24 protein-coding genes and 3 pseudogenes are annotated in these 26,319 nt (G+C 33.5%); 15 read left to right on the plus strand and 12 right to left on the minus strand.

The window, feature by feature from the left end:
- The 4 genes and pseudogenes from tnpB to AC1DS7_RS24265 all read right to left on the minus strand — a co-directional run.
- On the minus strand, positions 1 to 1,030 hold a 1,030-nt coding region (gene tnpB, locus AC1DS7_RS24250), incomplete at its 3' end, for an IS200/IS605 family element RNA-guided endonuclease TnpB (protein ID WP_476999252.1).
- Between the two features lie 202 nt (positions 1,031 to 1,232).
- A pseudogene (locus AC1DS7_RS24255) lies at positions 1,233 to 1,346 on the minus strand (DUF3221 domain-containing protein); the annotation flags it as partial.
- A 259-nt stretch (positions 1,347 to 1,605) separates the two neighbouring features.
- Complete coding sequence (locus AC1DS7_RS24260) at positions 1,606 to 2,379, minus strand: cardiolipin synthase (RefSeq protein ID WP_476999253.1); 774 nt, start codon at positions 2,377 to 2,379, stop codon at positions 1,606 to 1,608.
- A gap of 23 nt (positions 2,380 to 2,402) precedes the next feature.
- Positions 2,403 to 2,930, minus strand: a complete 528-nt coding sequence (locus AC1DS7_RS24265; protein WP_001011319.1) for a matrixin family metalloprotease — start codon at positions 2,928 to 2,930, stop codon at positions 2,403 to 2,405.
- A 136-nt stretch (positions 2,931 to 3,066) separates the two neighbouring features.
- Between AC1DS7_RS24265 and AC1DS7_RS24270 the strand changes: the two genes are divergently transcribed.
- Positions 3,067 to 3,840: a hypothetical protein gene (locus AC1DS7_RS24270; RefSeq protein WP_215601344.1), complete on the plus strand. Its 774-nt coding sequence runs from the start codon at positions 3,067 to 3,069 to the stop codon at positions 3,838 to 3,840.
- Positions 3,841 to 3,975: 135 nt separating this feature from the next.
- Here AC1DS7_RS24270 and AC1DS7_RS24275 read toward each other — a convergent pair.
- Positions 3,976 to 4,167 (minus strand): annotated as a pseudogene (locus tag AC1DS7_RS24275) (TetR family transcriptional regulator C-terminal domain-containing protein); the annotation flags it as partial.
- Positions 4,168 to 4,175: 8 nt separating this feature from the next.
- Here AC1DS7_RS24275 and AC1DS7_RS24280 point away from each other — a divergent pair.
- From AC1DS7_RS24280 to hepT, 4 genes are all read left to right on the plus strand, one after another.
- Positions 4,176 to 4,280, plus strand: a complete 105-nt coding sequence (locus AC1DS7_RS24280; RefSeq protein WP_369689502.1) for a hypothetical protein — start codon at positions 4,176 to 4,178, stop codon at positions 4,278 to 4,280.
- Positions 4,281 to 4,437: 157 nt separating this feature from the next.
- Positions 4,438 to 4,785, plus strand: a complete 348-nt coding sequence (locus AC1DS7_RS24285) for a YxeA family protein (protein WP_002090450.1) — start codon at positions 4,438 to 4,440, stop codon at positions 4,783 to 4,785.
- Between the two features lie 171 nt (positions 4,786 to 4,956).
- A complete protein-coding gene (gene mntA / locus AC1DS7_RS24290) occupies positions 4,957 to 5,364 on the plus strand; it encodes a type VII toxin-antitoxin system MntA family adenylyltransferase antitoxin (protein WP_215601343.1) in 408 nt (135 codons plus the stop codon).
- Positions 5,354 to 5,767, plus strand: coding sequence for a type VII toxin-antitoxin system HepT family RNase toxin (gene hepT / locus AC1DS7_RS24295; RefSeq protein ID WP_215601342.1), 414 nt, complete (start codon positions 5,354 to 5,356; stop codon positions 5,765 to 5,767). Before mntA ends, hepT begins: the two co-directional genes overlap by 11 nt.
- A gap of 489 nt (positions 5,768 to 6,256) precedes the next feature.
- On the opposite strand, the gene AC1DS7_RS24300 is transcribed toward hepT, so the two are convergent.
- Together AC1DS7_RS24300 and AC1DS7_RS24305 are read right to left on the minus strand one after the other, a co-directional pair.
- Positions 6,257 to 6,649 (minus strand): hypothetical protein, encoded by a 393-nt coding sequence (locus tag AC1DS7_RS24300; RefSeq protein WP_097953838.1) that lies wholly within the window; start codon positions 6,647 to 6,649, stop codon positions 6,257 to 6,259.
- Between the two features lie 114 nt (positions 6,650 to 6,763).
- Complete coding sequence (locus AC1DS7_RS24305; protein WP_197228058.1) at positions 6,764 to 6,874, minus strand: HU family DNA-binding protein; 111 nt, start codon at positions 6,872 to 6,874, stop codon at positions 6,764 to 6,766.
- A gap of 778 nt (positions 6,875 to 7,652) precedes the next feature.
- Here AC1DS7_RS24305 and AC1DS7_RS24310 point away from each other — a divergent pair.
- From AC1DS7_RS24310 to AC1DS7_RS24335, 6 genes are all read left to right on the plus strand, one after another.
- Positions 7,653 to 8,822, plus strand: a complete 1,170-nt coding sequence (locus AC1DS7_RS24310; RefSeq protein WP_215601341.1) for a serine hydrolase domain-containing protein — start codon at positions 7,653 to 7,655, stop codon at positions 8,820 to 8,822.
- A gap of 588 nt (positions 8,823 to 9,410) precedes the next feature.
- Positions 9,411 to 9,665 carry a hypothetical protein gene (locus AC1DS7_RS24315; protein ID WP_476999254.1) on the plus strand — a complete coding sequence of 85 codons (255 nt, stop codon included), beginning with the start codon at positions 9,411 to 9,413 and terminating at the stop codon, positions 9,663 to 9,665.
- A 66-nt stretch (positions 9,666 to 9,731) separates the two neighbouring features.
- Positions 9,732 to 10,898: a serine hydrolase domain-containing protein gene (locus AC1DS7_RS24320; RefSeq protein ID WP_113710494.1), complete on the plus strand. Its 1,167-nt coding sequence runs from the start codon at positions 9,732 to 9,734 to the stop codon at positions 10,896 to 10,898.
- 93 nt (positions 10,899 to 10,991) lie between these two features.
- Positions 10,992 to 13,076 carry a serine hydrolase domain-containing protein gene (locus AC1DS7_RS24325; protein ID WP_215601340.1) on the plus strand — a complete coding sequence of 695 codons (2,085 nt, stop codon included), beginning with the start codon at positions 10,992 to 10,994 and terminating at the stop codon, positions 13,074 to 13,076.
- A 165-nt stretch (positions 13,077 to 13,241) separates the two neighbouring features.
- The gene (locus tag AC1DS7_RS24330; protein ID WP_215601339.1) at positions 13,242 to 13,508 is read left to right on the plus strand and encodes an S-layer homology domain-containing protein; all 267 of its coding nucleotides are present in this window, start codon (positions 13,242 to 13,244) and stop codon (positions 13,506 to 13,508) included.
- 446 nt (positions 13,509 to 13,954) lie between these two features.
- Complete coding sequence (locus tag AC1DS7_RS24335) at positions 13,955 to 15,154, plus strand: S1C family serine protease (RefSeq protein WP_476999255.1); 1,200 nt, start codon at positions 13,955 to 13,957, stop codon at positions 15,152 to 15,154.
- Positions 15,155 to 15,499: 345 nt separating this feature from the next.
- Here AC1DS7_RS24335 and AC1DS7_RS24340 read toward each other — a convergent pair.
- Positions 15,500 to 16,922, minus strand: a pseudogene (locus AC1DS7_RS24340) (sensor histidine kinase).
- Complete coding sequence (locus AC1DS7_RS24345; RefSeq protein ID WP_476999273.1) at positions 16,915 to 17,580, minus strand: response regulator transcription factor; 666 nt, start codon at positions 17,578 to 17,580, stop codon at positions 16,915 to 16,917. Before AC1DS7_RS24345 ends, AC1DS7_RS24340 begins: the two are co-directional and overlap by 8 nt.
- 168 nt (positions 17,581 to 17,748) lie before the next feature.
- Between AC1DS7_RS24345 and AC1DS7_RS24350 the strand changes: the two genes are divergently transcribed.
- The 3 genes from AC1DS7_RS24350 (at position 17,749) to AC1DS7_RS24360 (ending at position 23,143) form a co-directional block, all read left to right on the plus strand.
- Positions 17,749 to 17,904, plus strand: coding sequence for a hypothetical protein (locus AC1DS7_RS24350; protein ID WP_172805470.1), 156 nt, complete (start codon positions 17,749 to 17,751; stop codon positions 17,902 to 17,904).
- Positions 17,905 to 19,452: 1,548 nt separating this feature from the next.
- Complete coding sequence (locus AC1DS7_RS24355; RefSeq protein WP_012259803.1) at positions 19,453 to 21,816, plus strand: putative mucin/carbohydrate-binding domain-containing protein; 2,364 nt, start codon at positions 19,453 to 19,455, stop codon at positions 21,814 to 21,816.
- An 853-nt stretch (positions 21,817 to 22,669) separates the two neighbouring features.
- A complete protein-coding gene (locus tag AC1DS7_RS24360) occupies positions 22,670 to 23,143 on the plus strand; it encodes a hypothetical protein (protein WP_012259804.1) in 474 nt (157 codons plus the stop codon).
- Between the two features lie 328 nt (positions 23,144 to 23,471).
- On the opposite strand, the gene AC1DS7_RS24365 is transcribed toward AC1DS7_RS24360, so the two are convergent.
- A complete protein-coding gene (locus AC1DS7_RS24365) occupies positions 23,472 to 23,663 on the minus strand; it encodes a hypothetical protein (RefSeq protein ID WP_012259805.1) in 192 nt (63 codons plus the stop codon).
- Between AC1DS7_RS24365 and AC1DS7_RS24370 the strand changes: the two genes are divergently transcribed.
- Positions 23,624 to 23,878, plus strand: coding sequence for a hypothetical protein (locus tag AC1DS7_RS24370; protein ID WP_476999274.1), 255 nt, complete (start codon positions 23,624 to 23,626; stop codon positions 23,876 to 23,878). The two genes, AC1DS7_RS24365 and AC1DS7_RS24370, sit on opposite strands and share 40 nt — an antisense overlap.
- Positions 23,879 to 24,139: 261 nt before the next feature.
- Here AC1DS7_RS24370 and AC1DS7_RS24375 read toward each other — a convergent pair whose 3' ends face one another.
- Entirely contained in the window at positions 24,140 to 24,553 is a 414-nt protein-coding gene (locus AC1DS7_RS24375; protein ID WP_012259807.1) for a hypothetical protein, read from the minus strand.
- 656 nt (positions 24,554 to 25,209) lie between these two features.
- Positions 25,210 to 26,304 (minus strand): response regulator aspartate phosphatase, encoded by a 1,095-nt coding sequence (locus AC1DS7_RS24380; RefSeq protein ID WP_476999256.1) that lies wholly within the window; start codon positions 26,302 to 26,304, stop codon positions 25,210 to 25,212.
- Positions 26,305 to 26,319 lie beyond the last annotated feature (15 nt).

Here is a 26,319-nt window from a genome sequence, read left to right on the forward strand (position 1 = left end):
GACAAGAAGGGCAGTCCCATTTACGTAGGTTTAGATTTTTAACGTCTTTGTTTTGATATCCACAACAAGAACATAATTGGCTTGAAGCAAATGTTTTCGATACGACAATGACTTGTTTGCCATACCATTTTGCTTTGTATTCTAACATGGCTCGAAACTGTGACCATGATACTTCACTAATGGCTTTTGCTAACTTATGATTCTTTAACATATTCGATACTTGCAAATCCTCTATACCGATAACATCGTGGTTTTTGATGATTTCAGTTGAGATTTTGTCCAAGTAATCTTTTCTAGCATTTGCCATGTATTCATGAATTTTAGCTACCTTTACTCGCTGTTTATTCCAGCGAGAAGAACCTTTCATTCTTCTAGAAAGAACATGCTGTGCTTTAGCCAACTTCTCTTCTAATGATTGAAAAAACTTCGGGTTTTTATAGGTTGTTCCATCTGACAAAATGGCAAAATCTTTTAGTCCTACATCCATTCCAATGTAAGAATGTGTTTTCGGAAGTTCTTGCACTTCTGTTTCAACTAATAGTGACACAAAATATCTACCAGAAGGGTTCCGCCTAACTGTAGCATTTAAAATGCGTCCCTTTACTTCACGACTTTTGGCAAATCGAATAAGACCTAGTTTTGGCAATTTTATTTTGTTTCCTACAACGGCAATGTTTTCATTTGTTTGTTTTGTGGTATAAGATTGTACGTTGTTCTTCTTAGATTTGAAACGCGGGGCATTGTTTTGTTTTTTGAAAAGGCGTGTATAAGCATCCGCAAGGTTGCGAACAGACGACTGAATCGCAATACTATCCACTTCTTTTAGCCAAACAAACTCTTTCTTCATGGAAGGGAGTTTGGCAGAGCATGTACCATATGTCAAACCTTTTCCGGTTTCTTTGTATGCATTATCCCATAGGGATAGGAAGTGGTTGAATACAAAACGAGAACAACCTATCGTTTTATTGATTAGGATCGCTTGTGCTTTATTTGGATAGATACGAAATTTATATGCTTTATTAATCATCATTCATTTCACCTCCATTTCGGTATGCGTCTATTATACAACGAACATACATTCGGTAGGTAGTGAAGTAACACTTTATGTATGTCGAACAATTAAGGTGGCTTCCTGCCATCCTTTGTCCGAGGCCAATTCATCTCCCACCTACTCACTTCGCGCTCCTTGAGGAAGGAGTCTTCTTGGCTAAAATGATAAATTTAGAAATGAACTATTTTTCAATTATATGCATAACGGCAATTGGTGGTAATAGTGAAGCCCAACCAACTGCATAAACGTTTAATTTTTTAACTAATTTGTAGTTTTCGCTATTTGAAATAGGTAATCCATTGTAATAGAAATTGCTGTATAGAGTGATGGAAACGAATATGTTTAAATAATTAGATAGAAAGAGGGGCTTATGTTAAGGATTACTTAAAGATAAGCCCTTTCTTTTTTTATTATTTCCTGACATTCATCCCAAAATTCTAAACGATGTGAAAGTAGGGGTAGTTCAAGATAATTTGTATTTAATTTTTGACAATTTCAATAAATTAATTTTTACTATCGTATGAATTAGGATAAATTATTAAAAGTTATGTTTATTACTTAACATTTTGTTTTACTTGATCTTTTAATTCATTAAGGGTCTTACCGCTAATATTGTCAGTAATAGTTTCATGTATTTCATTTTTCAATACAATTGTTTTACCTGCAATTTCTGCCTTGGAAGACATCTTACTTTCATTAATAGTTTCTATGTTTGTTTGAAGGTCAGCTTTGTTATTTTCATCAAAAGTAATTGCAAATGGTTCAATTGCTCCGTAGTAGTTTCCAAATAATTGATCTTTCTTTAAAAACATCATATATTTTTTATTAACTTTAGGTTCGATATATAAAGGATCCTTATTTTGAACCTCTTTAGTAGTTACCTTAGTAGCTTGTTTTGTAACTGTGCCATCTGGTGCAACAACTGCATTAGAATCTTCAAGCTTAACTGTTTCAGCAAAACGATGATTGATTTTTATTTGTTTATTTTCATTAACACCTTTAATTGTTTCGGAAATATTGAAATTATATAGATGTCCTTCAACATAATTTTCTGTATCCTCTTCCGATGGATTATTTGGATTACGTGCCATATTCCACTTAGAGTCAAGACCTCCATATTCACCAATTACAACTAGATCGGCTTCATTAATCATTTGATTTAAATCACTTGTAGCAGGGAAATCTTTACTGAGAATGATAGTTTCAGCATTCTTATCTTCGCCAGCAATATTGGAGAAGTGACTATTATATGCTGAATATCCTCCGAAACCAATCACTGCAGCTAAAGGAATTGCAATTACTAAATTTTTTGCTTTTTTATTTAACATTAAGAAATCATCTCCTTTTTCTGTTAATAGATTGCATTTACACCATTCTTATCGTCAGTTTGAGGAACATGCATAGTAGTACGATTACGATTGCTGTTCATAATTGAAGTGCCACTGTTGTGACCTATTCCTATTGCATGACCAAACTCATGTACTCCTGTACTTTTAGCAACATTAGATTTTGTAATATTTGTATTCCCTGCATTAATATCACCAGCGAATTTCGTTACTTTTTTAGTGGATGTATTATAAGTTGTGTTCATTCTTCCATAATAAGTAGAGGAACTTTCAAACCAAGAGTTTAATTTGTTCACAGAAGAAGAAGAAACTGTAAAGTTAATACGAGAAGCAGTGTACCAGGCTGAATCTGCAGCTTGCCAACCGGATTTAATGATACTGGAGCCATCGTCTAATCTGTCTCCCCACTTATATGTAGCTGATTTTGAAGGTAGCTTCCATCCTTCTTTTACATAAGCTTCTGAAACTCCAACGCTGGAAAAGACAAACACACTACCTAATAAAAATGCAGTAATCCCTTTTCTAAAATTCATATTATCCCTCCAAAGATTATTTTTAACAAGAGAATTATAGCATCATTATCTTGTTTTGAATTAATATTTTTTTAAAATTCGGAATATTTATATTGAGAAAATGGTATAAAATATCTTTTAAGGAGACGTTATTATAATGTATAAACATAAAGTAATAAAATGGAGTCTATGTTTATTAATATTTACTTTTTTAATTATTATTGGTAAAACAATTTGGTCAAATACAGACATAGCAGAAGTGTCTAATGTTTCATCGAATTCTGAAACTATAGTATTAAGTAAGACATTCAAAACTACAAATCATTTAAGTGAAATGGTAGAAGAAGCAGATGTAATTGTACTAGGTAAATATGACGGTTTACACTCTAAATGGAATATGGCAAACAATTCATCATATGAGATTCAAGATGAAGATGTCGAAGGCCATCTGTTTAGTTTTCATGTTAAAGAAATTTTAAAAGGGGACTCTGTAGAGAATAAAATTTTAATAAATCATAGATACTCAGAAAGTCTCGTATTAGAGGAAAGTAATGAAGTTATTGATGACAATGGAATAATTCTGAAAGGTGCTACGAAAGTGTTTACAAAAAAAGTAAAAAACAAAGATCCATTGTATATAAAACCTAAATCTGGTGACACATATATAGTTTTTTTAAAAGAGAATAGTAAACTTGGACATTTTTATCCAGCTTTAGAACCTTTTATGATTCAGTTTGATTTAAGGGATATTGCGCAACTAAAAAGCAATTTAATAGATTGGGATAAAAATAAATATAAATTTGAGGTAAAGGTTAAAGAGAAAACTTTTTATATTGAAAATGAAATAGATTCAACCATCAAAGATAATATTAGTGGAAAAAAATTAAAGGATATTAAGGATTTTGTGAAGAGGTCTTCAAAAATGAAATAACATTTTCACAGGCTATAAATCTACCCTGCATTAAAGGATAGAATTTGCGTAGATTTAAAATAATAAATTGCATTATGAAAAGAAAAGAGCCCAAAAAAGGAGTCTAATCTTTTTTTGAGTTCTCTTTTGCATTCTTTATGCAGAATATGAATTAAGAAGATGTCTTATTTGTTCTATAAAATAATGATGGTGTATATTATTTTTTCATACTCAACTAGCCATAATAGCTTCTTTCATTGAAGAAGAAAGGAAAGAAGCAAGTGACATAACATCTATATCATTTTTAATTTCATTTTTTTCGATTCCTTCTTTAATAAGAGATTCCAGGCTACAAGTTGATAGAAAAGCCGAAAAAGGCCAAAGGTAAGTATGTAGAAGGAGCAACGGAGGTCATTTACGTTTATGAAAAGGTGGAAGAGCTGAATGTCCCAATGGATTAGTAAGACTCAGCTAATCCTAAGTAACCATTAAAGGATGAGTATCTGAAAAAAGAAAAGCCTATATTACGAAAATGTAATGTTAGTGTAATGTTAATGGATTTTGGTAGTAAGAAGATTAGGATATAATTTTTGAGAGAAGAAATATGAGGTGAATAATATGAAACGAATAATGCTTATGTTTAGTGTTTTTGTGATGTTTACTGTGTTTTTATCGGGATGTAACTTAAATCGACTTGGTACAGATAAATATTATGTTCAAATTACTAAGGATGGCGAACAATTAAAAGAGAAAAATGTTAATGGTGATACGACTTACCAATATAAATTGTCTGGAATTGATAAGGACGGTAAGGAAAAAGAAATGGAGTTTACAGCATTAAAAAATCTTCGTAAAGAAGCATTTTTACTTATATATTACTCTGAGGAAAAAGGTGTGAAATCTTGGGAAGAGGTTAAGAAAGACGAACTCCCTACAAAAGTAAAAGAGAAATTAAAGGTGAATTAACATATAAAACACTGACAGTTATTGTCAGTGTTTTACAGGGATAAGCACGTAATTTTGAGGTGCTTAAGTACTAAGAAGGTTTAAATTTGTTTATGTAATTGTTGTAGATTAATGGATTTCGTAATGGTTATGATATAATAAAATTCAAGTATAATAAGGGGGATTAATTAAATGATTTTTCAAAGCATGATAACAGCTATTATAGAAAAATTACAAGAGACGGTGAATCCCTATTGGATAATTGTATTTGGATCAACGGCTGAGAACAGAGAACGGGAAGACAGTGATATTGATATAGCTTATTTAAGTGACACAACTTTAGGGAACTATGAACGTTTTTTATTAGCACAGGAGTTAGCTAACATTGTTCATAGAGATGTTGATTTAGTTGATTTATCTGAAGCTTCTACAGTTTTTCAAGCTCAGATTATACATACAGGAAAGACAATATTTTGTTCTGATGAAGAACGGAAAATCATTTTTGAAATGAAAACTTTAAAAATGTATTCAAAATTGAATGAGGAACGCAAGGTAGTATTCGATGATATAAAGAAAAGAGGGTCTATATATGAAGAATGAGGTTATTTTAAATAAAATTTCCACAATAGAGCGCTGTATAAAAAGAATCCAAGATGTATATGGAAATGACCCTGAAAATTTGGAGGATTACACAAAGCAAGATTCAATAATATTGAATATACAAAGAGCTTGTGAAGCGAGTATTGATTTAGCAATGCATATTGTTGCTGGGAAAAAATTAGGACTACCCCAATCTAGTCGAGAGGCTTTTGATTTATTGGTTACAGCAGGATTACTTAGCGTAGAGCTAGCAAATAAGTTAAAGGCGATGGTGGGATTTCGTAATATTGCTGTTCATGATTATCAAAGTGTAAATTTAGATATTGTTCGTCAAATTATTGAAAAACATTTAACTGATTTTAAACTATTTACGAAAGAAGTTATGGGGATATTGGAATTTTAAGCGAAAGAACAGAATAATAGAGCTAAGAAAGTAAGAAATCCTGAGAGCCACGAATTAGCTATTGATAGTAATGTTAAGAAAACGCTATATACAATTTTATACCTTACAATTTCAAAACCAAAAAGCAATGAAACTTATATGTAGAATAAAAAAGGGACCTATTTAGTAGGTCTCTTTTTTTATTTCGGAAGATATTAAATAAAAACCAGTCTCCATTCTTCACAGATAAACACACTAAAACAATATGATTTTAAAATATCAATAAAATAAATATCCTTTAACACCTATTTTTTTCCTTTTGCTGTTAACAAGTACTAAACATAATTTATAAAGTTCATTAAGGGTGGTTTTTGCTCATCCCCTCGAAAAGGGGGAATAAGAAAAAAGCAAGCTTCCCTTTTAAGAAGATTTGCTTTTTTCTAAGCTATATTCATATTCTTTGACTCTTCTACATTTGCTATGGTAAGCGCTTTTATAAATACAACATATTTATTGATTAACAAAAATATAAAACCCTTTTTCCCATCGATCTTTGAGCCATTGCAATTCTTCTTTCATATTGGGAACGTATTCGTTTGTTCGTTCCATCAATTTATAGGTTTCCACTAGTTCCAAACATCGATTTGGACTAGTAAGAGAATGTATAAAGAGCATATCACGTTTTGTTACCGATCCAAAAGAAATCCCTTCACGGCTCACCGATAATAACTCTTGAATTTCCTCTTGATCCATATTTGTTTTCTTTAGGTAATTATTCATATCGATGAATGTAGTGTAACTCCATTTCATATTGTCATAATCATTTTCTTGTAGGAGCATTTCACGATAGGATTCCATATCATGTATGAGGAAATTACGAATCGCGTCTATAGAAAATTGCATGTACCAAACTTCCTTTACTGTATAGGGTATGTGTGAGTTTTGAGGTTCCTTTAAAAAAAGTATTCTCTTAATATGTAGGGAAATACTTTTTTACTTTACCATATATTTAAGCTCTTAGCTGATTTTAAAACCTGGTAATTTTGAAGGGAGAATCTTCATCGCTTCTACTGTTTTTGGATTACGACCGTTACGCTCTACAAGTTCCTGGACTTCGGATGTCCTCAAAAACCAAGTAACTGTACTTCTTCTCCATGTTGTAAAGATTTTGCGATTTGGTCCACTTCTATTTTTATTGCTGAAAACGCATCTTTTATATTAAGTCTGTTTCTTGTTTAATTAGTTCCATTTTTTCATCTATCACACCTATTATATTCCGGCAAGATTTCAGTAATCATTATAACGTGTTTGCTATATGTAAAACGAGATTCTTGCTTGCATTATCATATTTATACTAGAGAAAGTTATGCTGTCTTCAAAAATTTAATCAATATTTAAAAAATGTCAGAGAAGGATTTATATCTGATATACTGACAGGCTTGTTGTTTTTTTTATATCTTCAATGTTCTTAATATAGCTACTTTACTTGTTTTATTAATAATTTGTATTTTGAAATTCAAGGCTGATATTGATGTACATTTGCGTAAATGAATAGTTATCTGTTGATTTTATAATAGGTGAAAAAAACGATCAATAGTTGGGGTACGGAAAGGATTCGAATTTACATCCTTTCTCAATACATATCATGGATAAATAAAGTAAAATATGGGTTGGAGCTATGTCTCATGTTGTGTTAATCCTAACAATAACTAAGGGTACATAATATGCTTTCATACCTTTGAATAATTTTGTTATAGAAGGGATGGAGATTTAACTGGCTCAAATTGTTGGTATTGATAGATACCTTTTAATCTATATGCGTCAGGGCCTTTCCCTAAGTCTTGTCAGGAAGTAAGGAACAGTAAGCAAACACTTATACAATATGAATAGAGGAGAGGAATGCCTTATGAAAACACGTAGTCAAATTACATGTGCAAGTCTTGCCCTTTTAATAGCTGGAAGTTCCCTGTTATATACAACACCAGCCTCAATTGTAAAAGCAGAGCCCACTCAAAATGTATCTAGTTCGTTACAAACAAATACTCAACGAGATCGTACTTCCGTCAAGCAAGCAATGCGGGATACATTGCAACTTGGATACCCGGGGATACTTGCTAAAACTTCTGAGGGTGGAAAAACGTGGGGGTATGCCGCTGGAATAGCGGATCTGAGAACCAAGAAACCAATGAAAACAGATTTTCGCTTTCGCATTGGGAGTGTGACGAAGACGTTCACCGCAACAGTTGTACTTCAATTAGCTGGAGAGAATCGCCTGAATCTAGACGACTACATCGAAGACTGGTTGCCTGGTGTCATTCAAGGAAATGGATATGATGGTAACCAGATTACTATCCGGCAGATATTGAACCATACAAGTGGTATCGCTGAATACTCAAGGTCAAAAGACGCTGATTTTACGGATACAAAAAAATCGTATACGGCTGAAGAGTTAGTGAAGATGGGGGTTTCTCTGCCTCCAGACTTTGCCCCAGGAGATGGCTGGTCTTATTCAAACACAGGATACGTATTACTGGGCATTCTTATTGAAAAAGTAACCAGAAACAGCTATGCGGAAGAGATTGAAAATCGGATTATTGAACCACTTGAATTGTCGAATACATTCCTACCAGGCAACTCAAGTGTTATTCCAGGCACTAACCATGCCCGTGGATATGTCCAACCAGACGGAGCAAGTGAGCTAAAAGACGTTACTTATTATAACCCAAGTGCAGGTAGCTCTGCTGGAGATATGATTTCTACTGCTGACGACTTAAACAAATTCTTCTCTTACTTGCTCGGTGGCAAATTACTGAAGGAACAGCAACTAAAACAAATGCTTACTACAGTTCCTACAGGAAAAGAAGGAATCGATGGATATGGTCTTGGAATCTATGAAACTAAGCTTCCAAGCGGTGTCTCGATATGGGGACACACCGGTGGCATTCTAGGGTTTACAACTCTTGTTGGAGGTAAACTTGGAGGCAAGCATACGTTGGTCGTCAATTGGAATAGTTTGGGTAGAACTGACAGTCCTAATCCTTTTAAAAATATTTTACTTGCTGAATTTAGCAAGTAGGAAAAAAGGAAAAATTTATCGTAGTTTTCATAGTTAAAAATATACTTTTCTGGTTCAAAAGCCCCAACTTATTTTCATGAAAAATTTGGGGCTTTTTTGTTTTGGTGGCGTTTATTCTCCTTAAGTTGACGGATGTGGGGTAGCACCACATTACTATCAAGCTAAGGTTTTAATATATCTCCTAAATGAACATTTTCTTTTTCTACAGGTAGTTACTTTGAGAAGGTAGTTTATTTTTTCGTTTTGAGGGCGTTTATTTTTCTTAAGCTGATGGATATGGAGTATCTGCCCTAAGTTAAATAAATTTTGACTTAAAAACAAGTGATTTTAACAACGTTAGGAGTGTTTCATGCAGCACAATGTCATTTGTGTTGTATTGCAAGAAGAAAAATTACATTAGAAAAGAGCCAGAATTCATCCTGTTAGGGGTAAATCGGCTCTTAATATTTAAAAGGATGAAAAAAAGAAACACAGAAGTAAAAAACCTCTGTGTTTCTTTTTGATTAATATATTTACTGAACCTTCCGGCACAGATGCTCCTTCTACCCTAGTATAAAAGCGATTTTGAACGTAAGTAATTTGTAAGAAATGGGTAAGAAAAAAGAAATTTTCATTGTGTATGATAAAAATATAAAGAGGTGTGAAAGGCGGAACAGATATGACTTATATATGAAAAACAGACCAGTAACAAGAGTGTTTCAAGGAAAAGAAGTAATTTCTGTGGTTAACATATATGTAGAAAAAGAGGGATTTACCCAGGATAGAATGGCGTTTGTAAAAATAATAATTATGAAGATGATTACGAATTCAATGTTGACCTTTTTTCATTGGTGGAGATGGTAGCTGTGTGGTTAATACGAAATAGCAAGAAACCAACTATACAATATGAATAGAGGAGAGGAATGCCCTATGAAAACACATAGTCAAATTACATTTGCAAGTCTTGCCCTTTTAATAGCTGGAAGTTCCCTGTTATACACAACGCCAACCTTAATTGTAAAAGCAGAACCTACTCAAAGTGTATCTAGTTCGTTACAAACAAGTACTCAACGAGATCGTAATTCTGTCAAGCAAGCAGTGCGGGATACATTGCAACTTGGATTCCCGGGGGTACTTGCTAAAACTTCTGAGGGTGGAAAAACATGGAGTTATGCCGCTGGGGTAGCGAATCTGAGCAGCAAGAAACCAATGGAAACAGATTTTCGCTTTCGCATTGGTAGCGTGACGAAGGCGTTCACGGCAACAGTTGTACTTCAATTAGCCGAAGAGAACAGCTTGAATCTAGACGACTCTATTGAAAAATGGTTGCCTGGTGTCATTCAAGGAAACGGGTATGATGATAAACAGATTACTATCCGGCAATTATTGAACCACACAAGTGGTATCGCTGAATACACAAGGTCAAAAGGCTTTAATCTTATGGATACTAAAAAATCGTATAGGGCTGAAGAATTAGTAAAGATGGGGATTTCGATGCCCCCAGATTTTGCTCCAGGAAAGAGCTGGTCTTATTCAAATACAGGATACGTATTACTAGGGATCCTTATTGAAACAGTAACCGGGAACAGCTATGCGGAAGAGATTGAAAATCGGATTATTGAACCGCTTGAATTATCGAATACATTCTTACCTGGCAATTCAAGCGTGATTCCAGGAACCAAGCATGCCCGTGGATATATCCAACTAGACGGAGCAAGTGAGCCAAAAGATGTTACTTATTATAACCCAAGTATGGGGAGCTCGGCTGGAGATATGATTTCTACTGCTGATGATTTAAACAAATTCTTCTCTTACTTACTTGGGGGTAAATTACTAAAAGAACAGCAACTAAAACAAATGCTTACTACAGTTCCAACAGGAGAAGCTGCATTTGGCAGATATGGTCTTGGAATCTATGAAACTAAGCTTCCAAACGGTGTCTCAATATGGGGACACGGAGGTAGCATTCCAGGGTTTGTTACTTTTGCTGGAGGCACACTTGGAGGCAAGCATACATTAGCTGTCAATTTGAACAGCCTTAATGCTGATAATCATGATCCTTTTAAAAATATTTTACTTGCTGAATTTAGCAAGTAGGCCAAAAGGAAGAACGGATAAATTTTATCATATTTTCATAGTTAAACAAATAAATGATGAAATTGATCACTTATCTAAGGAGGCAATTCCCTCATGAAAAATAAACTAACTGGTGTATTAGCCGCTACATTAGCGCTAACTATGATTCTACCAACAGGGGCGAAAGCATTTTCTGACGGTAAGACTACAGTTGTATCTAACGCAGAAGTAGCTAGCCAAGAACTGAAGAAGATTGCAGCAGAAAAGGCTGCGCTACTCACGAAGTCCCATGGGACGACTAGCGTGCAGTATGCGCTAATTGATAATGGCAAGCTTACTTTGTCGGGGCAGGCTGGAAAGAACGATATGGAAGGGGAACAGCCGCTAACCAAAGATACTCTATACGGGATTGGTTCAGTCAGTAAAATGTATGCAACAGCGGCTGTAATGAAATTGGTCGACGAAGGAAAAGTCGATTTGGATGCTCCTGTGGTCAACTATGTTCCTGATTTTAAGATGAAAGATGGGCGGTACAAACGCATTACCCCGCGTATGTTGTTGAATCACTCCTCCGGCTTGCAAGGTTCCACGTTAAGTAATGCATTTTTATTTAACGATAATGATACCTATTCCCATGATTTCTTGTTGCAGCAATTGTCCAACCAGAGCCTGAAAGCAGACCCTGGCGCGTTTTCGGTATACTGCAACGATGGCTTTACGCTGGCCGAAATTTTGGTGGAAAGAGTCAGCGGTATGAGCTTTACCGAATTTCTACATCAACGGTTTACAGAACCCTTAAAGATGAATCATACAAAAACGCCGCAGGACAAATGGAGAGACGAAAAGCGGGCTGGACTTTATTTTCCGGCGTACCAAGGGCAGCTTCCAATTGAATCGGTGAATGTGATTGGTACGGGAGGGGTCTCTTCCACGGCAGAAGATATGGTACGATTCTCACAATTATTTATGGGACAGGGAAAAGGGATCCTCTCTGATAAGGTAGTCAAGGCGATGGAGCAAGAGGAATATAAAAAAGGAATGTGGCCGGGGGATGGAGATAATATTTTTAACTATGGTCTTGGCTGGGATAGTGTGAAACTATACCCATTTAGTGAATATGGGATAAAAGGCTTGGCTAAGGGCGGCGACACGGCACTGCAACATGCTATACTGGTCGTGCTTCCGGAACAGAAAATGGCAGCGGCTGTGTTGTCATCCGGTGGACGAAGCTCTACAAATCAACTACTGGCAACTGAATTGCTGCTCGCCGTGCTTAAAGAGAAGGGTACAATTAAGAACATCAAGCCGAACAAATCTTTTGGCAAGCCGGTCAAGGTCAAGATGCCTCAAGACGTGGCAAAGAAAGCGGGCTTTTATGGCAATAGCGAAACTCATTTCAAAATTGAAATTACGAAGAATGGAGAACTGTTCTTACCATCTAATCGAGAAGAAAAATATGTATATACTGCGGATGGAAGCTTTATTAATGAGAAGGGTACTTCTAAGCTCAACTTTGTCACTGAGAAGAATGGAAGAACTTATTTGAGGGAGAGCACATATAAATCGACACCAGACTTAGGGCAAGGTGCGATGACTCACTATTTGGCCGAGAAACTAGAAGACAATGTGCTATCGAAGAAAACCGCTGCCGCATGGGCGAAGCGGGAAGGCGTCAAGTTCTATCTCGTGAACGAGAAATTTAGTTCTATTGAATATCTCGTTCAACCGAAACTTATTACCACACAAATTACTCGCAAGGAAGGCCTGGCGGGCTATTGGGATGGCAGAAAAATTACAGGTCCGAACACCGCGGCGCATCAGCTCCAGATTCCCGTGATGAATGGCCGTGATACGACGGAAACTCATTTCTATACAGAAGGCGGCAGTGAATATATGGAGATGGCCGGATTGTTATACGTAAGTGGATCCAGCGTAAAACCGCTTGATGCAGGCCAATCATCCAAAGTTACGCTGCAAGCAAATGGGTATGCGAAATGGTTTACGATCCCACAAGCGGCAGCGGGGAAAACGATGACCGTGGCGTTGCCATCGAAGAGTTCGTTCGCGGTGTATGATGAGAAGGGAGTATGTGTCAATTTTACCGTTGTGAGCGGCAATAACAAAGTAAAACTGCCGAAGAACGGAACGGTTGTATTTGCTGGCGCGCCGAACTCGGAATTTGCAATCACGTTGAACTAGCTACAATTCTAGATGGACTTCAACAAAACCAGTACGACACAGAAGAGGTGTTTTGCTGGTTTTGTTTGTATTTACGTATGATCTAGACGAAGAGGCTTTCCATGAATAATATCACGCTCAAACTCTGCAAGAACAGCCAGCATACCAGTTCTGGGTAATCATCTTTTGCCCCACTCACCTTCTCGGTGTAAATACGTTCGCAGCCGGTATTATGATGTACAAGCCCTATACGATACAGGAATTATCCGAGGTGTTTCAGCTACTAAGTTTACGCCATATGGCACACTCACACGTCAACAGGCTGCACTTATGTTAGAACGAACTCTAGAATATCTAGGTGTAGAAAAAGAGTCAAATATAGGGCCCTACCACATCGCTATCAAGCTAAGAAAAGTAAATACCCCCAGAACGAAATTTTGTGCTAACTTGTAGCAAAAAAGCTCATTTTTTGTTTTGGGGTAATTCTGAATTCTTAAGTTGATGGGCATGTGTAGAGAAGGCCATTTTGATTAATCTTTATTCGAGATGCCTTCTTTTTGTTTGTAAAGAACCCCTTTATAAATAGTTTTTATTTTCATGCATCTTAAGATAAAAAGAATCCTCAATACGTCTGTGAAGTGTTTCGAAAGATACAAATTTTAAAACATGTATAACTTTCATATAGTGAAAATTAGTTTTTTAAAAGTATGAAAATAACAAATTATTATTATATATTTGTGTTTTCCTGTTGCAGAATCCTTATTATAAGGGTTCTTTTTTGTATTAAAGGTCTACAGCTCTCGATAAACTCCCGATTATCTCCATGTACACTCCAGATGCAGGACTTATAGTGAAAATATAAAGATGGAAATATCCAAGTGATATTAAGGGAGAAAGGAGTGTTCAAAATGGGACACTATGATACAAATCAAACAAGAAAAAACATGAATAGAGACGGTAAAAAAACAGGTTATTTTTTTACTGGAATAATTGGTGCAATGATTGGTGCAATTACAATCAGCTTGACCACTCCTTATATAGATGAAATTAAAGGAGGTGCAGGTCAATTCACTAAAAATAACGAGGTGAATCAGGTTACTCCTGTCTCGCACAAACCAGAAGGTATGAGTAGTCTTCAAAATATGATTGAAGATGCAAAAGAAGTTGTAGTAGGTGTCATTAACTATCAAAAAAATTCAAATCCATTTGCTATGCAAGCACAATCAGAAGAAGCTGGTTCAGGATCAGGCGTCATATATAAAAAAACAGGTAATAAGGTTTTCATTGTCACAAATAATCATGTGATAGACGGTGCAAGTAAAATAGAAGTGAAGTTGAATAATGGTAAAAATCTTATTGCTAAAGTAGTAGGGAAAGATCCATTATTAGATTTAGCTGTACTAGAAATTGATGGAACAGATGTGAAAAACGTAGCAACTCTGGGAGATTCAGAAAAAATTCGTACAGGGGAATCTGTGATAGCTATTGGGAATCCATTAGGGTTAGAAGGAAGTGTAACAAAGGGGATTATTAGTAGCAAGGATCGAGTAATACCTGTTAGTACACTTGGAAATCAGCAAGTGGATTGGCAGGCACAGGTGATTCAAACAGATGCAGCTATTAATCCTGGGAATAGCGGAGGAGCTTTGTTTAATGAGCAGGGTGAGGTCATTGGAATTAATTCAAGTAAAATTGCACAACAAGCAGTTGAAGGAATCGGATTCGCAATTCCGATTAATATAGCTAAAACAGTTCTAGAGTCTCTTGAAAAAGAGGGGATAGTTAAACGTCCAATGATAGGTGTACAGCTATTTGATGTAGAGAAAATTACAAATTCTGCACGTGATCAATTAAAATTGCCAAAAGAGATAACAAATGGTGTTGTTTTGGGGAATATCTCAAGTCAGTCACCAGCAGAAAAAGGAGGATTACAACAGCATGATGTTGTGAGTGCATTGGATGAACAACAAATAGAAAATGTTGTTCAATTCCGCAAGTATTTATATGAAAAGAAAAAATCGGGGGACACAATTAAAGTAACAGTTTATCGTAATGGTGAAAAAATAACAAAAATGGTGAAATTAACGGATCAAAAATAGTCTGATTTTGATCAGACTAATCCGGTAAATTGATTAAACCTTTTTTGATTATATACACATGAATTCAATTCTAGTTCAAACTATTTTAGGATCATCTGAATCTGGTAAAGTTAAAACTCATAGCTAAGTTTGTAGGTTGGATACATCTAAAAATGGGTATTCGTATTTTTCCAATCGAGTAATCTATTCATCTGAAAATGTTCTTCAGAATGTACTAATAGCAATGGGAATTACAGGTGTAAAGGGTACAAAATAAAAAGGTAAGCGCACTAAAATTGTTAGAGAAACTAGTAGTAAGAGATATTAGCAAACTCTAATAAACAACCTCCCGAATTGGTAGGTTGTTTATTGCTCAGATATTGGAATGCTAACAACAAATTGTACACCTTGTTCTACATTATTAATAACGTACTCTAAACCTAGTGCTTCAAAAATTTGTTTTACAATATATAATCCTAAGCCACTCCCACCAGTATTTCGATTTCTTGATTTTTCAATTCGATAAAATGGTTCGAAGACATGTTGTATATCATTTTCTTTAATTTGTACACCTGTATTGATAATTTGAATTAAGATACAATTTTGTTTTGAGTCCTGAGTTAGCTGTATATACCTTCTCATTATTCGGTGAATACATAATTGCATTATGAATAATATTTTTAAAGGCTTTTTCTAAAAGAACCCGATCTGTATAGACAGAAAAGTGAGAATCAATCTGTTTTATGATTTGAATGTCTTTTTGAGAAGCAAAAAAACTGAGATCTTTTGTGATTATATCTATTAATTCGGAGAGATTTATTTCTTTTAATTGTGGTTTAAATGTATGTTGTTCTAATTTCGACATGCTTAGAATCTCACGAACCAGCTGTTCCATTCTTTCAATAATTTGGTGGTTTTTCTTTAAATATTGGTCACGATCCTGATAGGGACCAATATTATATATCATCCCTTCTAAGTACCCTTTCATAACAGTAAGAGGGGTCTTTAATTCATGTGATACAGTTGCAAAAAATTCTCTGCGTTTTGTTTCTATTTCTCTTTCTTTTTCAATATCACTTTTTAATTGCTGATTTGCTTTTTGCAAATCAAACATAGTTTGTTGTAAATTTATAGACATATCATTCAAGCTATCGGATAGTTCCCCTAATTCATCCATAGAACGAATCTCAATTTTTTCGGAAAAATCTAAGTCCGCCATTTTTTGTGCCCCTCGATTAATATAAATGAGTGGTTTTGTAATGAACCTTGAAAATAAATAAGCACTTCCTATCCCAATAATAACTACAATAATACTGATATAGGGAAGGAAACGTACCAATATTTTGGAAGCTTCATCAATAGGTTGAAATGTTGCGTAAACTACGACTGTTTGGTTACCATCCTGAAATGGAATATCATATGATTTGTTCAGGCTATTCGAACTTCCTATACGTGTTGCTTGAGTAGTACTTCCTTGAGTAAAAGAAAAAGGAGAAGAATAAACGATTACTCTTTCGTAATTTGGAAAGTTGAGTATTGCATTATTTTTTTGCATATACTCCTCCAAAAGTGGTTGTGCATTTTGAAATGTAAGATTCTTAGATTTATCAATTATTTCTTCCATCCCGTTTTCAAGTTGCTCTGTTTTATATTGCTCATAAAATGTAGGGAGAAAGAAGTATAAAGTTAAATAAATTAGGACTGCAAAGGCTAACAAAATGAGGGATGTAGTCATAAAGAGTTTATAAGTAATTCGCTTCATCTTCAGGATTTTTACGATCCTATTCATCGATTTTATAACCTATACCCTTTATGGTTTTAATATAAGGGATATCTAATTTCTTTCGTATGTTTTTAATATGCGTATCGATTATTCGTGATTCCCCAATATAATCGTAGCCCCAAACTTTTTCTACGATGCTTTCTCTTAGGAGTACTTTTCTCTCATTTTGTAGTAGTAGTTGCAGAATTTCGAATTCTTTCATTGTTAAGGAGATTTCAACTTCATTTACATATACTTTATAGGCGTCGACATCGACACGCAATTCTTTAAAGACGAAATGATTATCTAAGCTTTTATCATTGCTTCTTCTTAGTACTGCTTCGACTCGTCTAATCAAAACATGAAAAGAGAATGGTTTTGTAATATAATCATCGATTCCAAGATCAAATCCTTTCATTTGATCTTGTTCTTCTTCTAACGCAGTCAGCATAATAACTGGCACATTTGATTGACTTCGAATCATTTTCGCAACTTCAAATCCGTTAAGGTTTGGCATCATCACATCCAAAAGAATCAAATCAAAGGATTGCTTATTAAATTGTATCATTCCTTCTAATCCATCTGATGCAACTTCAACTGTATACTGTTGTGTCAATAAAAATTGTTTAATTAATTCCTGAATTTCTTGGTCGTCTTCTATTACAAGAATATGATGGTTGATCATTATATCACCTCTAGTTGCCATTATAACTTTACTATCTGGAGTTTGTATGGAGAAGTACTAGTAAACAATTTAAAGACTTCACAGGAAAACTATATATATTTCAAATTGGCTCCAGATTCAAGAGATATAATACCTACATAACCTATAAGAAAGAAGGAGGTAAGCAAAATGTCACTTGAAACAGACATAATTCTTTCTTTATTTGATATAAAACTGTGGATGGCCCATCATTCGGAAAATAGTCGCTTAAAAATAAAAAAACAAAAATTAAAATCAGAACCGTACCTCAATAAGTCTTCAAGTGTTAATAAAAGAAAACTATAAAAGCTGAGGGAATAAAGATTCAACACCAATGATTATCAATAATTCAAATGCTAATGATTATAATAAAAAAGAACCTTCAATAGGTTCTTTTTTATAATTGGTAAATATGTTATCAACAATAGATGGTAATAAAGATAGAAATTCAGACACTTTTTATTAATTGGCTAAGTTTTCTTAGGAAGAAATCTTTTTCTCATTACTGATCGCTAGATATAACAGGACATATCATTTATTAATTTGGGTGGGTGATTTAGCTTTTTGAGTTTACCACGCTAAAATGTAAATTTTGCTTAGGGACAAAATGTTAAAGTTCTACATTCTGAATTAACAGAAAATTTAGGTGGTAAAAATCCCATTGAATCTTTTATCAAGTAACTCATATTTCTTTGGCCTTATTTTCATGGTATTACCGAACGTTTATATGTCTCTAAGGGAAAGAAATACTATTACCATCTATTGTTTGATTAAGATGGTAACACGAAAATAAAACGTTTACAACAAAAAAATAAAGAAAAGATATGAAAATTCGACTTTTTTCGACAAAATGATTGAGTGAGAAAAAATCTAAATTAAGTAAATCTTATATGTAGAGAGATTCTTTATCTCATAAATAACAGTTATAACATATGTAAATGTTCTATAAGTAATTAAAACGTCKAAGATAAAATTATATTGTGACAATTATAAACAAAACATACTTAATAATTCATACTTACACTAACAGATCAATTCATAATAAGTTAAATACGCTATATTTAATAGAGTATAATATGGAATATTCAACTATAATATTCCATATTATATATAATTATAAATCATTTAACATATTAGTTGCGGGAAATTTTGACATAAGATATTTTAAATATTAAGCACAGAAACATTTTAAAGAAAAAGAGCTATTTTAAAATGTACCCTAAAAACGTTTTTCCTAAAAAGTAGTAAGAATTTTTAAATTGTTTCTGTGCCTAATTAGATGAAAATAATATAATAAATTGTTTAAAAAAGATAAAAGCAAGTTACTTTTACGGAGAAATATACATTCCATACCATTAGAATTATGTCAGATCGTAGCATACAAATTACATTCTTCTATCTTACAAACTGCACAACTACCATTATAGGTAACTTGTCTTAGTTTTAACATCACATTCATCATTATTTTGTCCAATAAGATTAATATGGTTAGAAAAACGTGCCGCCATCTACTATGAAAATATTAGCAATTAGGAAGAATTATTTATAAAGTAATATAGAAATAAAATTATCCGGTTGTTTATAAGTGAATTTTTAATATTTTTGGCGTTTTTCAAAGGGCTTTCACTTATATTTCATATCATGAGGACAATTGTTGTGTTGTTTGAAGGGAAGGGTATAGGTGTTAACAGTTCATTTGTATATAAAAAATAAACAACCTGTTGAGTGTATAATAAAATATTCTTTAAAATAATTTATGAATACACACAAGTGATGTTGAGTTATTTATTCAAAGTAGAACCTTTAATAATCTATAAATTGTTATATAAAGAAATAAGAATAGAGGTATTCATTATGAAATTTATAAAAGGGATATTTGTTTCTACGATTGCACTTACGGCCTTTACAGGATTAGAGCTAATTAAATTTCATGAAAATCCCAATGTAGTGTATGCAGATTCGAAAGGTCCTGTAAAAAATATAAGTCAATCTGAGGCAGATATTAAAGAAGAAGATCAAATTATTGTAAAGTTTAAAAGTGAAGTGAATTTCCCGTATAAGGATGGACTTGAAAAACAAATAAAAAACGAAGATAGCGATCTGGAATTAGTAAAAATCTTTTCTGAATTTCCACAGCTAACATTAAAACGTTTATTTACATCTGTGGACCCAAAAGAGATTGAAAACATCGATAAACATACGAGGGAAACTGAAAATAATTCATCTTCTAATTTACTAGATTATTATATTGTAGAAGTGCCTAATAAAGTAACAGCTGAAACATTGATGGACAAGTTTAAGAAATCTTATCTTGTTGAAGAAGTATATATGCAAGAAAAACCAACTCTTTTACCAGAAGTACAATTACCTACTGTATCGCTTAACCCTTACGACGATCCAAGATTTTTAAACCAGGGATATCTTAAGGAAGCACCATATGGGATTAATGCATCTTATGCATGGAGCATTAAAGGTGGAGATGGAAAAGGAACTACTTTTGTAGATATGGAGTATGGGTGGTTATTAGACCATGAAGATTTAGTAAATCAAAAAGTTGAGCTTATATCTGGTAGAAATATAGATCAACACGTTGGGCACGGAACATCCGTTCTTGGGATTGTTTCTGCTGAAGATAATAAGGTTGGTAACATAGGAATTGCATCGAAGGCTAAGGTTAAAGTAGTATCCCAAATAAGAGGTGATGGGTCGTATAATACGGCTGATGCGATAATAAATGCTGTACATAATTTGCAAGCTGGGGATATTTTATTATTAGAGGCACAAGCTTCTTATGATGGATATGGAGATAAATATTTACCTGTTGAAGTACAGCCAGATATCTTTGATGCAATACGAGCTGGAACGGATAAAGGAATTATTGTGATAGAAGCTGGGGCAAATGGTTCTAATGACCTTGATCAATTTAGAGATCGGAATGGAAAACAGGTATTAAATCGCAATAGTCCGGACTTTAAAGATTCAGGAGCTATAATGATTGGAGCCGCATCGTCAACTGTTCCTCATAAACGTTTATGGTTTTCAAATTATGGTAGTAGAATTGATGTTTATGGTTGGGGAGAAAACGTAGATACAACTCGTGCTGAGCCTAATAGGATTACTAAAAATCTCTATACAACAGGCTTTAGTGGTACATCTAGTGCTTCTCCAATTATCGCTGGAGCAGCGACTTCAATACAAGGTGTGGCTAAAGAACATTTAGGTCGTCCATATAAACCAGCTGAATTAAGAAATATACTTAGTAATCCAAATACAGGTACCAAATCTCAAAATCCGTTAACAGATAAAATCGGTGTTTTGCCAGATTTAAAGTCAATCCTGTCAAATTTGGGATATAGTCCAGATATATCAAATAATGTTTTAGAGGGAAACCAATTTGTATGGTCAATGAAAGGAATAGGAGATTTTGAGTTTGCAAAATTGGATTTTAATAAGACAAAAGAAGAAATGCAAATTCAATTAAAAGCAGGTGTACCACATCATTACTTTGATAGTACATATGCGAGTGTGAAAGTCCAAAATTCATCTGGAAAAGTGGTATATAATAAAGATATTTATGGAAACAGGCAACAAAATGCTGAAACACAAAAAATTTCGATGAAAGTCGGAGACTATATTGAGTTTACACATTTAGAGGGTGGAAACCGGGCGACTCTTATAAATGTGGATAAAAATATACAGGAGAGCTTTGGTAAGAAGATAGTGTATCAAGTTACAGTTAATGGTCTTAAGAAAGTTGATCAAATTATTAACCCTAGCCCAGATACGGAAGCTCCTACACGGCCTGAAGGATTACAAGCAGCCAACATTACTGCAAATAGCGTAGAGTTAAAATGGAATTCATCAACAGATAACGTAGGTGTGAAAGAATATCAAGTATTACGTGACGGGAAATTCATTCAAATGGTACAGGGAACCACATTTACTGATAGTAAACTGACTGCTAACATAGAATACAAATATACTGTGAAGGCTATAGATGCAGCTGGAAATCAGTCTATTCAAAGTAGTGTTCTTAGTATAAAAACAAAAGAGCAAAATACCTCTTATGAAAAATGGGATCCGAGGAAAGCATATACAAAAGGGGATAGAGTAGAGTATCAAGGGAAAATCTATGAAGCTGTTCAAAGTTACCAAGGAAATGGAGATTCGAATTGGATATTCTCGTTATCCTTATGGAAAACAATTTCAATAAGTTGATGATATCGTCTATTTGAGAGAATAATTATTTCATAACTAGCTAAATAATTTTTATCTCATAAGAAGAAGGCGCCTTTTAGGTGCCTTTTTCTTATGAACTATATTATCCCTTAATAGTGAAATTTCTTGATTTAAGTAGCTCTTTAAGGTATTGAGTGGAAGGTATTTTAAAATGCTAAATAGTATCAATATCAACATTTATAATGTAAGTTTTTTTCCGAAATATCATATTTTGGAAAAAACTTACATTATAGTAGTAATATTTAGGATTTTACAATAACAAACTGGATATTCCATAAAATGTGATAAAATGGAATAAATTAAATGTTATTACATGAGAGCAAAGGAATTACTCTAAAAATAAAGATACATTTTTATTTTTAAACTGTGTAGAAAATTAATTTTCAGCCAGTATGTTAGTTGGGATTTTTAATATTGCTAGAAACAGAAATTTTATAGATTTGGAAGAAGATTCATTTGATACAGGGCTTGATAATAAAAGGGCAAGCACACTAATGTCTATTTGACTTCTTACTACTACCTTAAGAATAAGTAGAATTCAACCCTGCATGACAATCTTTATATACATAAAAAAGATCTATGACCTGAACATGTCAGTAAACTGCTCGATAAATTACTTAAATCTGAAAGTAACACAAGTAAAGATTTTTTATCTTTCTACGACAGAACGTTAAGTCGAGAGTAATTCAAGTTTTATTATCACGTTACAAAATACTATAAACCAAAGTAGTATGTGGAAGTAAATATTTACCACTAATTACACGAAAGAAAATTATGAAAATGTTTTAAAAATTAACGGCGAATATTTAAAGATTAATAGGAGGAATTTTAAATGAAAACATTTGGAAAAATATTGTTAACAGGGACTTTAGCTCTTGGTGGATTAACAGTAATGAACGTGGAAACACCTAAAGCTCAAGCAGAGGGAGCGAGCGAATTTTGCCGATATATTTGTGGTCCTAAAGAAACATTGAACAATTTTACAATTCAACTTTCAGATACGGAATACAGAATGGGACAAAATATTATCCTACGCGCAACAAATGATAACGCATATGATGTAACATACAAAGCAACTGTAGAAAAACAATATGCTACTGGCTGGGGTTATGTTGAAACTGACTTTAATTATCAATCAATGTTGCCAGCTGGAACAAATGAAGATTTCAATGTTTGGACTTTTGACGGTAACAGCGCAGGTAATTTGAATGAGGCAGGAACATATCGCATGAAAATTGAAGTAACACATGCTGATGGGAAAACTGACACAGTTTACACTGCGCCAATTACATTATTAGCACAATAATAATGTAATTGGCAGGAATTTAAAGTGTAGTTTTGATAGTGAAGCTATCGATTTTATAAAATGCTGGATTGATCTTAGTAGTAAATGTTCCTTTTATAAAAAGATGTTACCAAAGTTGATTAATCTTATTTACCTTATAAGAATTATAAGGTATGATAAATGTAGGTGCAAAGATGCACTATTTGAAAAAGAGTGTAAGACAAAAAAGGAATCTATAAAAGATTTCTTTTTTTTTTGCGTGTAGGTTCGCTTCATAAAAAAGAACAGCTAGCAAAAGCTAACTGCTCCAATCATGGAAATGAGATTGTATAGAGTATTGACGGAATATTTATTTTAAATTTAATTTCTTTAAAGTAAACATTCCAGTTGATATAATGGCTGCACCAACTACAGAACCTAACCAGTCTCTCCAACCTAAGGCATTAAAAGGTGTATCTGTTAAGCCTATAATTAAGAAGATAGCAAACGTCAATACACCGAATGCTAAGCATCCCCAAAATGTTTGTAAAGATTTTATCATCTTCTTTCGAAAATTTATCCTATAATATCATTATTGAAAAAAATAGATGGAACGAAGGTGGAAACGTATTAGCGAGTGCTAATGAGGTTCTTTCTCCGACATTGCTTGCTAAAGAAAAATTAATAGGGTATAGAGACAAAGAGCCTAATAATGCATTATATAACGCAGCTATCAATATCAAAAATGAAGCAATACGCCTATTAGCGTTAGCATAAATAGCAATAAAATAACCTTTGGAACAAGGGAGTTAGCTCGGCTGTCTTAGGACGAATTCGTTAGCTATCAAAAGTAACGACTAACCGAGAAGCCCCCACTTCAAACAGTCCGTTAGGACGTTAAGTGGCGGGTAGTTCACGAACTTATGGAGAAGAAAAATATTAAAAGAAATATAGGCGGATAATGGAAAAATGCTTATTCTATTAATGGAATAAGCATTTTTATTTTATTTTTTATAGAGCATAAACAAGTTATTACAATTAATTTAATTTAGAAAGAGCAAATTTAGCTGTAAAATTCATTTTTTTCATGAACGAAGAATTTGCACCTGCTTGGAATTGTACTGAAATATTACCATCTTTTTGTGCTGTAAATACGCGGCCATATGGCGAATTAGCATTGTATGTGCCAATTACTTGGTTATCTGCGTCAAAGACTGTATAAGAGATTGGGAATCCTGAATTTGTTATAAAGACAGTAAGTTCTTCACCCTTTTTAAGGTTAAAAGATTCCTTTTGAGACACTTCATAAGAACTCATAGAGTAATATTTTGTAATCTCTTGAATTTCTAAATTCGTAGATGCTGCACTCGCTTTTGTTGCTTCTACCCCTGGTAAATTCATACCTGAAAGTACTGCAATTCCTAATGCGCCTGCTAAAATGACTTTTTTCATAACGTTAAATCCTCCTTTAATATTTTTGAAATTTGAAAGGTAAATGAAAATATAACCTACTGAAACCATTATAGTTACAACGATAACTATTATCAATACGAAATACTATGCAATTTTGCATACATGAAGTACAGCAAAAGGCCAATCAATTTAAATTTTGAATTATTCTTAAAAGAGGAAGTACATATTTTTAAGGTTCTCCGTAGGAATGTAGTTAATTTTTGCTCCTTATGGGAAAATGCATAGTTGAAATTTAATAACAATGTAAGATAGGTGAGAGAAAAAGCCTTAGATGAGGCGTAATAAAGGCAGCTTTTAAGGTAAAACAAAATTAAATGAATAGGGATTAATACGAATAAATGGCACTTTAAGAAGAGAAAATAGAAGAAGGCATGTATATGTATCTTTATGAATCTCATGGTGTTTTTTGAGAAGCATGTTTTTTACTTAAGAACATTAAAAGATGAGTAGTTTTTAATAGATTTTTAAGGGGAAAATATAAGAAAAAGGAAGGTGTAATCCTTCCTTTTATTATCCAGTATGTCCATGTGAATATTTGATAATATTTACCGTACTTTGAGTACCTGTTGAAGAACTCGATCCAAAAGTTACTGTGACAACAATTAAGATACCAAGTAAGCTAACCGCTAATTTTCTCATTTTAATGCTCCTTTTATATAGTTTTTTTCACTGGCTTTGCTAGCTTCATAAAAGTAATAGCTTGCTTTTACATGATTATTTTCTTTGTAAAATTGGGTTGCTAATTTTTCAGTATATTCATTTATATATTCATATAGTTCTTCGCGTTCAAAATAGGAAATTCCTTCTAAGATAGCTTTTTCTACATCAATTGCACAACTATTTAGGTTCATTTTTTTCAAAATATTAAAGTGATGTATATAACTTTCGATACCTAACTGAGTGGAAAGTTGTAGCCCTTTTTCGATTAGCTCTTGAGCTATTTGATTTTCTCCTAATTTATAATGTTCTCTTGCCTCAATAAATAAAGCTTTATAATCACTGGCTAGCTTTTGATTAATCTCAGATAAATATCGTAATGCTAACTCAGAGAGGTTTTGTGTAGCATACATAAATCCTAGGTTATGACGGACAATTAAAATATTGTATTCTAAATTTTCTTTCTGGAATGTATCCATCGCTGAAATATAATGTTCCTCTGCTAATTCCCATTCTCTTAAATGAGTACATGCCAGCCCGTATAAGTTATTGCAAAAGGCAACTTTTAATTCATATCCCATGTGTTTTGAAAAAATATCTTTAGCTTTCATAACATGATTAATACATAGGATTGATTTATGTGTATGGCAGTAGAAAACAGCCAATTCATAATGAAATTCAGCGTATTCGATTTCGTCAGGTATTGTCGATAATAAACTTTCAGCTTTATCAAAATGTATTCTTGCAAGACTATGATTACCCATAACATTTGAGTGGATTGCTTTAAAGAAGTGATAATAGTATGAAAGGAAGTCATCCGTAGGAGTCTCGTAAGCATCACTTTTTTTAAAACTATCTTTAGAAATACTCAAACTATCAATTAGATATTGGTGTCTAAAATCTAGAAGTGAGTAGTATAATAGTATGGTTTGATTTTCTTCTATATCGTGGATTTTGTTTTCAATTTCTTGCTTAAGTAAGTGAGCGGCGTCTACATGCCTAGCTCTAATTTCTTGATACCATTCATTTAATAAATGAGTTATTTGTTCGTTCCCCTTTATTTGAACATTCATTGTTCAGTCTCATCC

This window comes from Bacillus sp. P4_E1 (genome assembly GCF_056401715.1).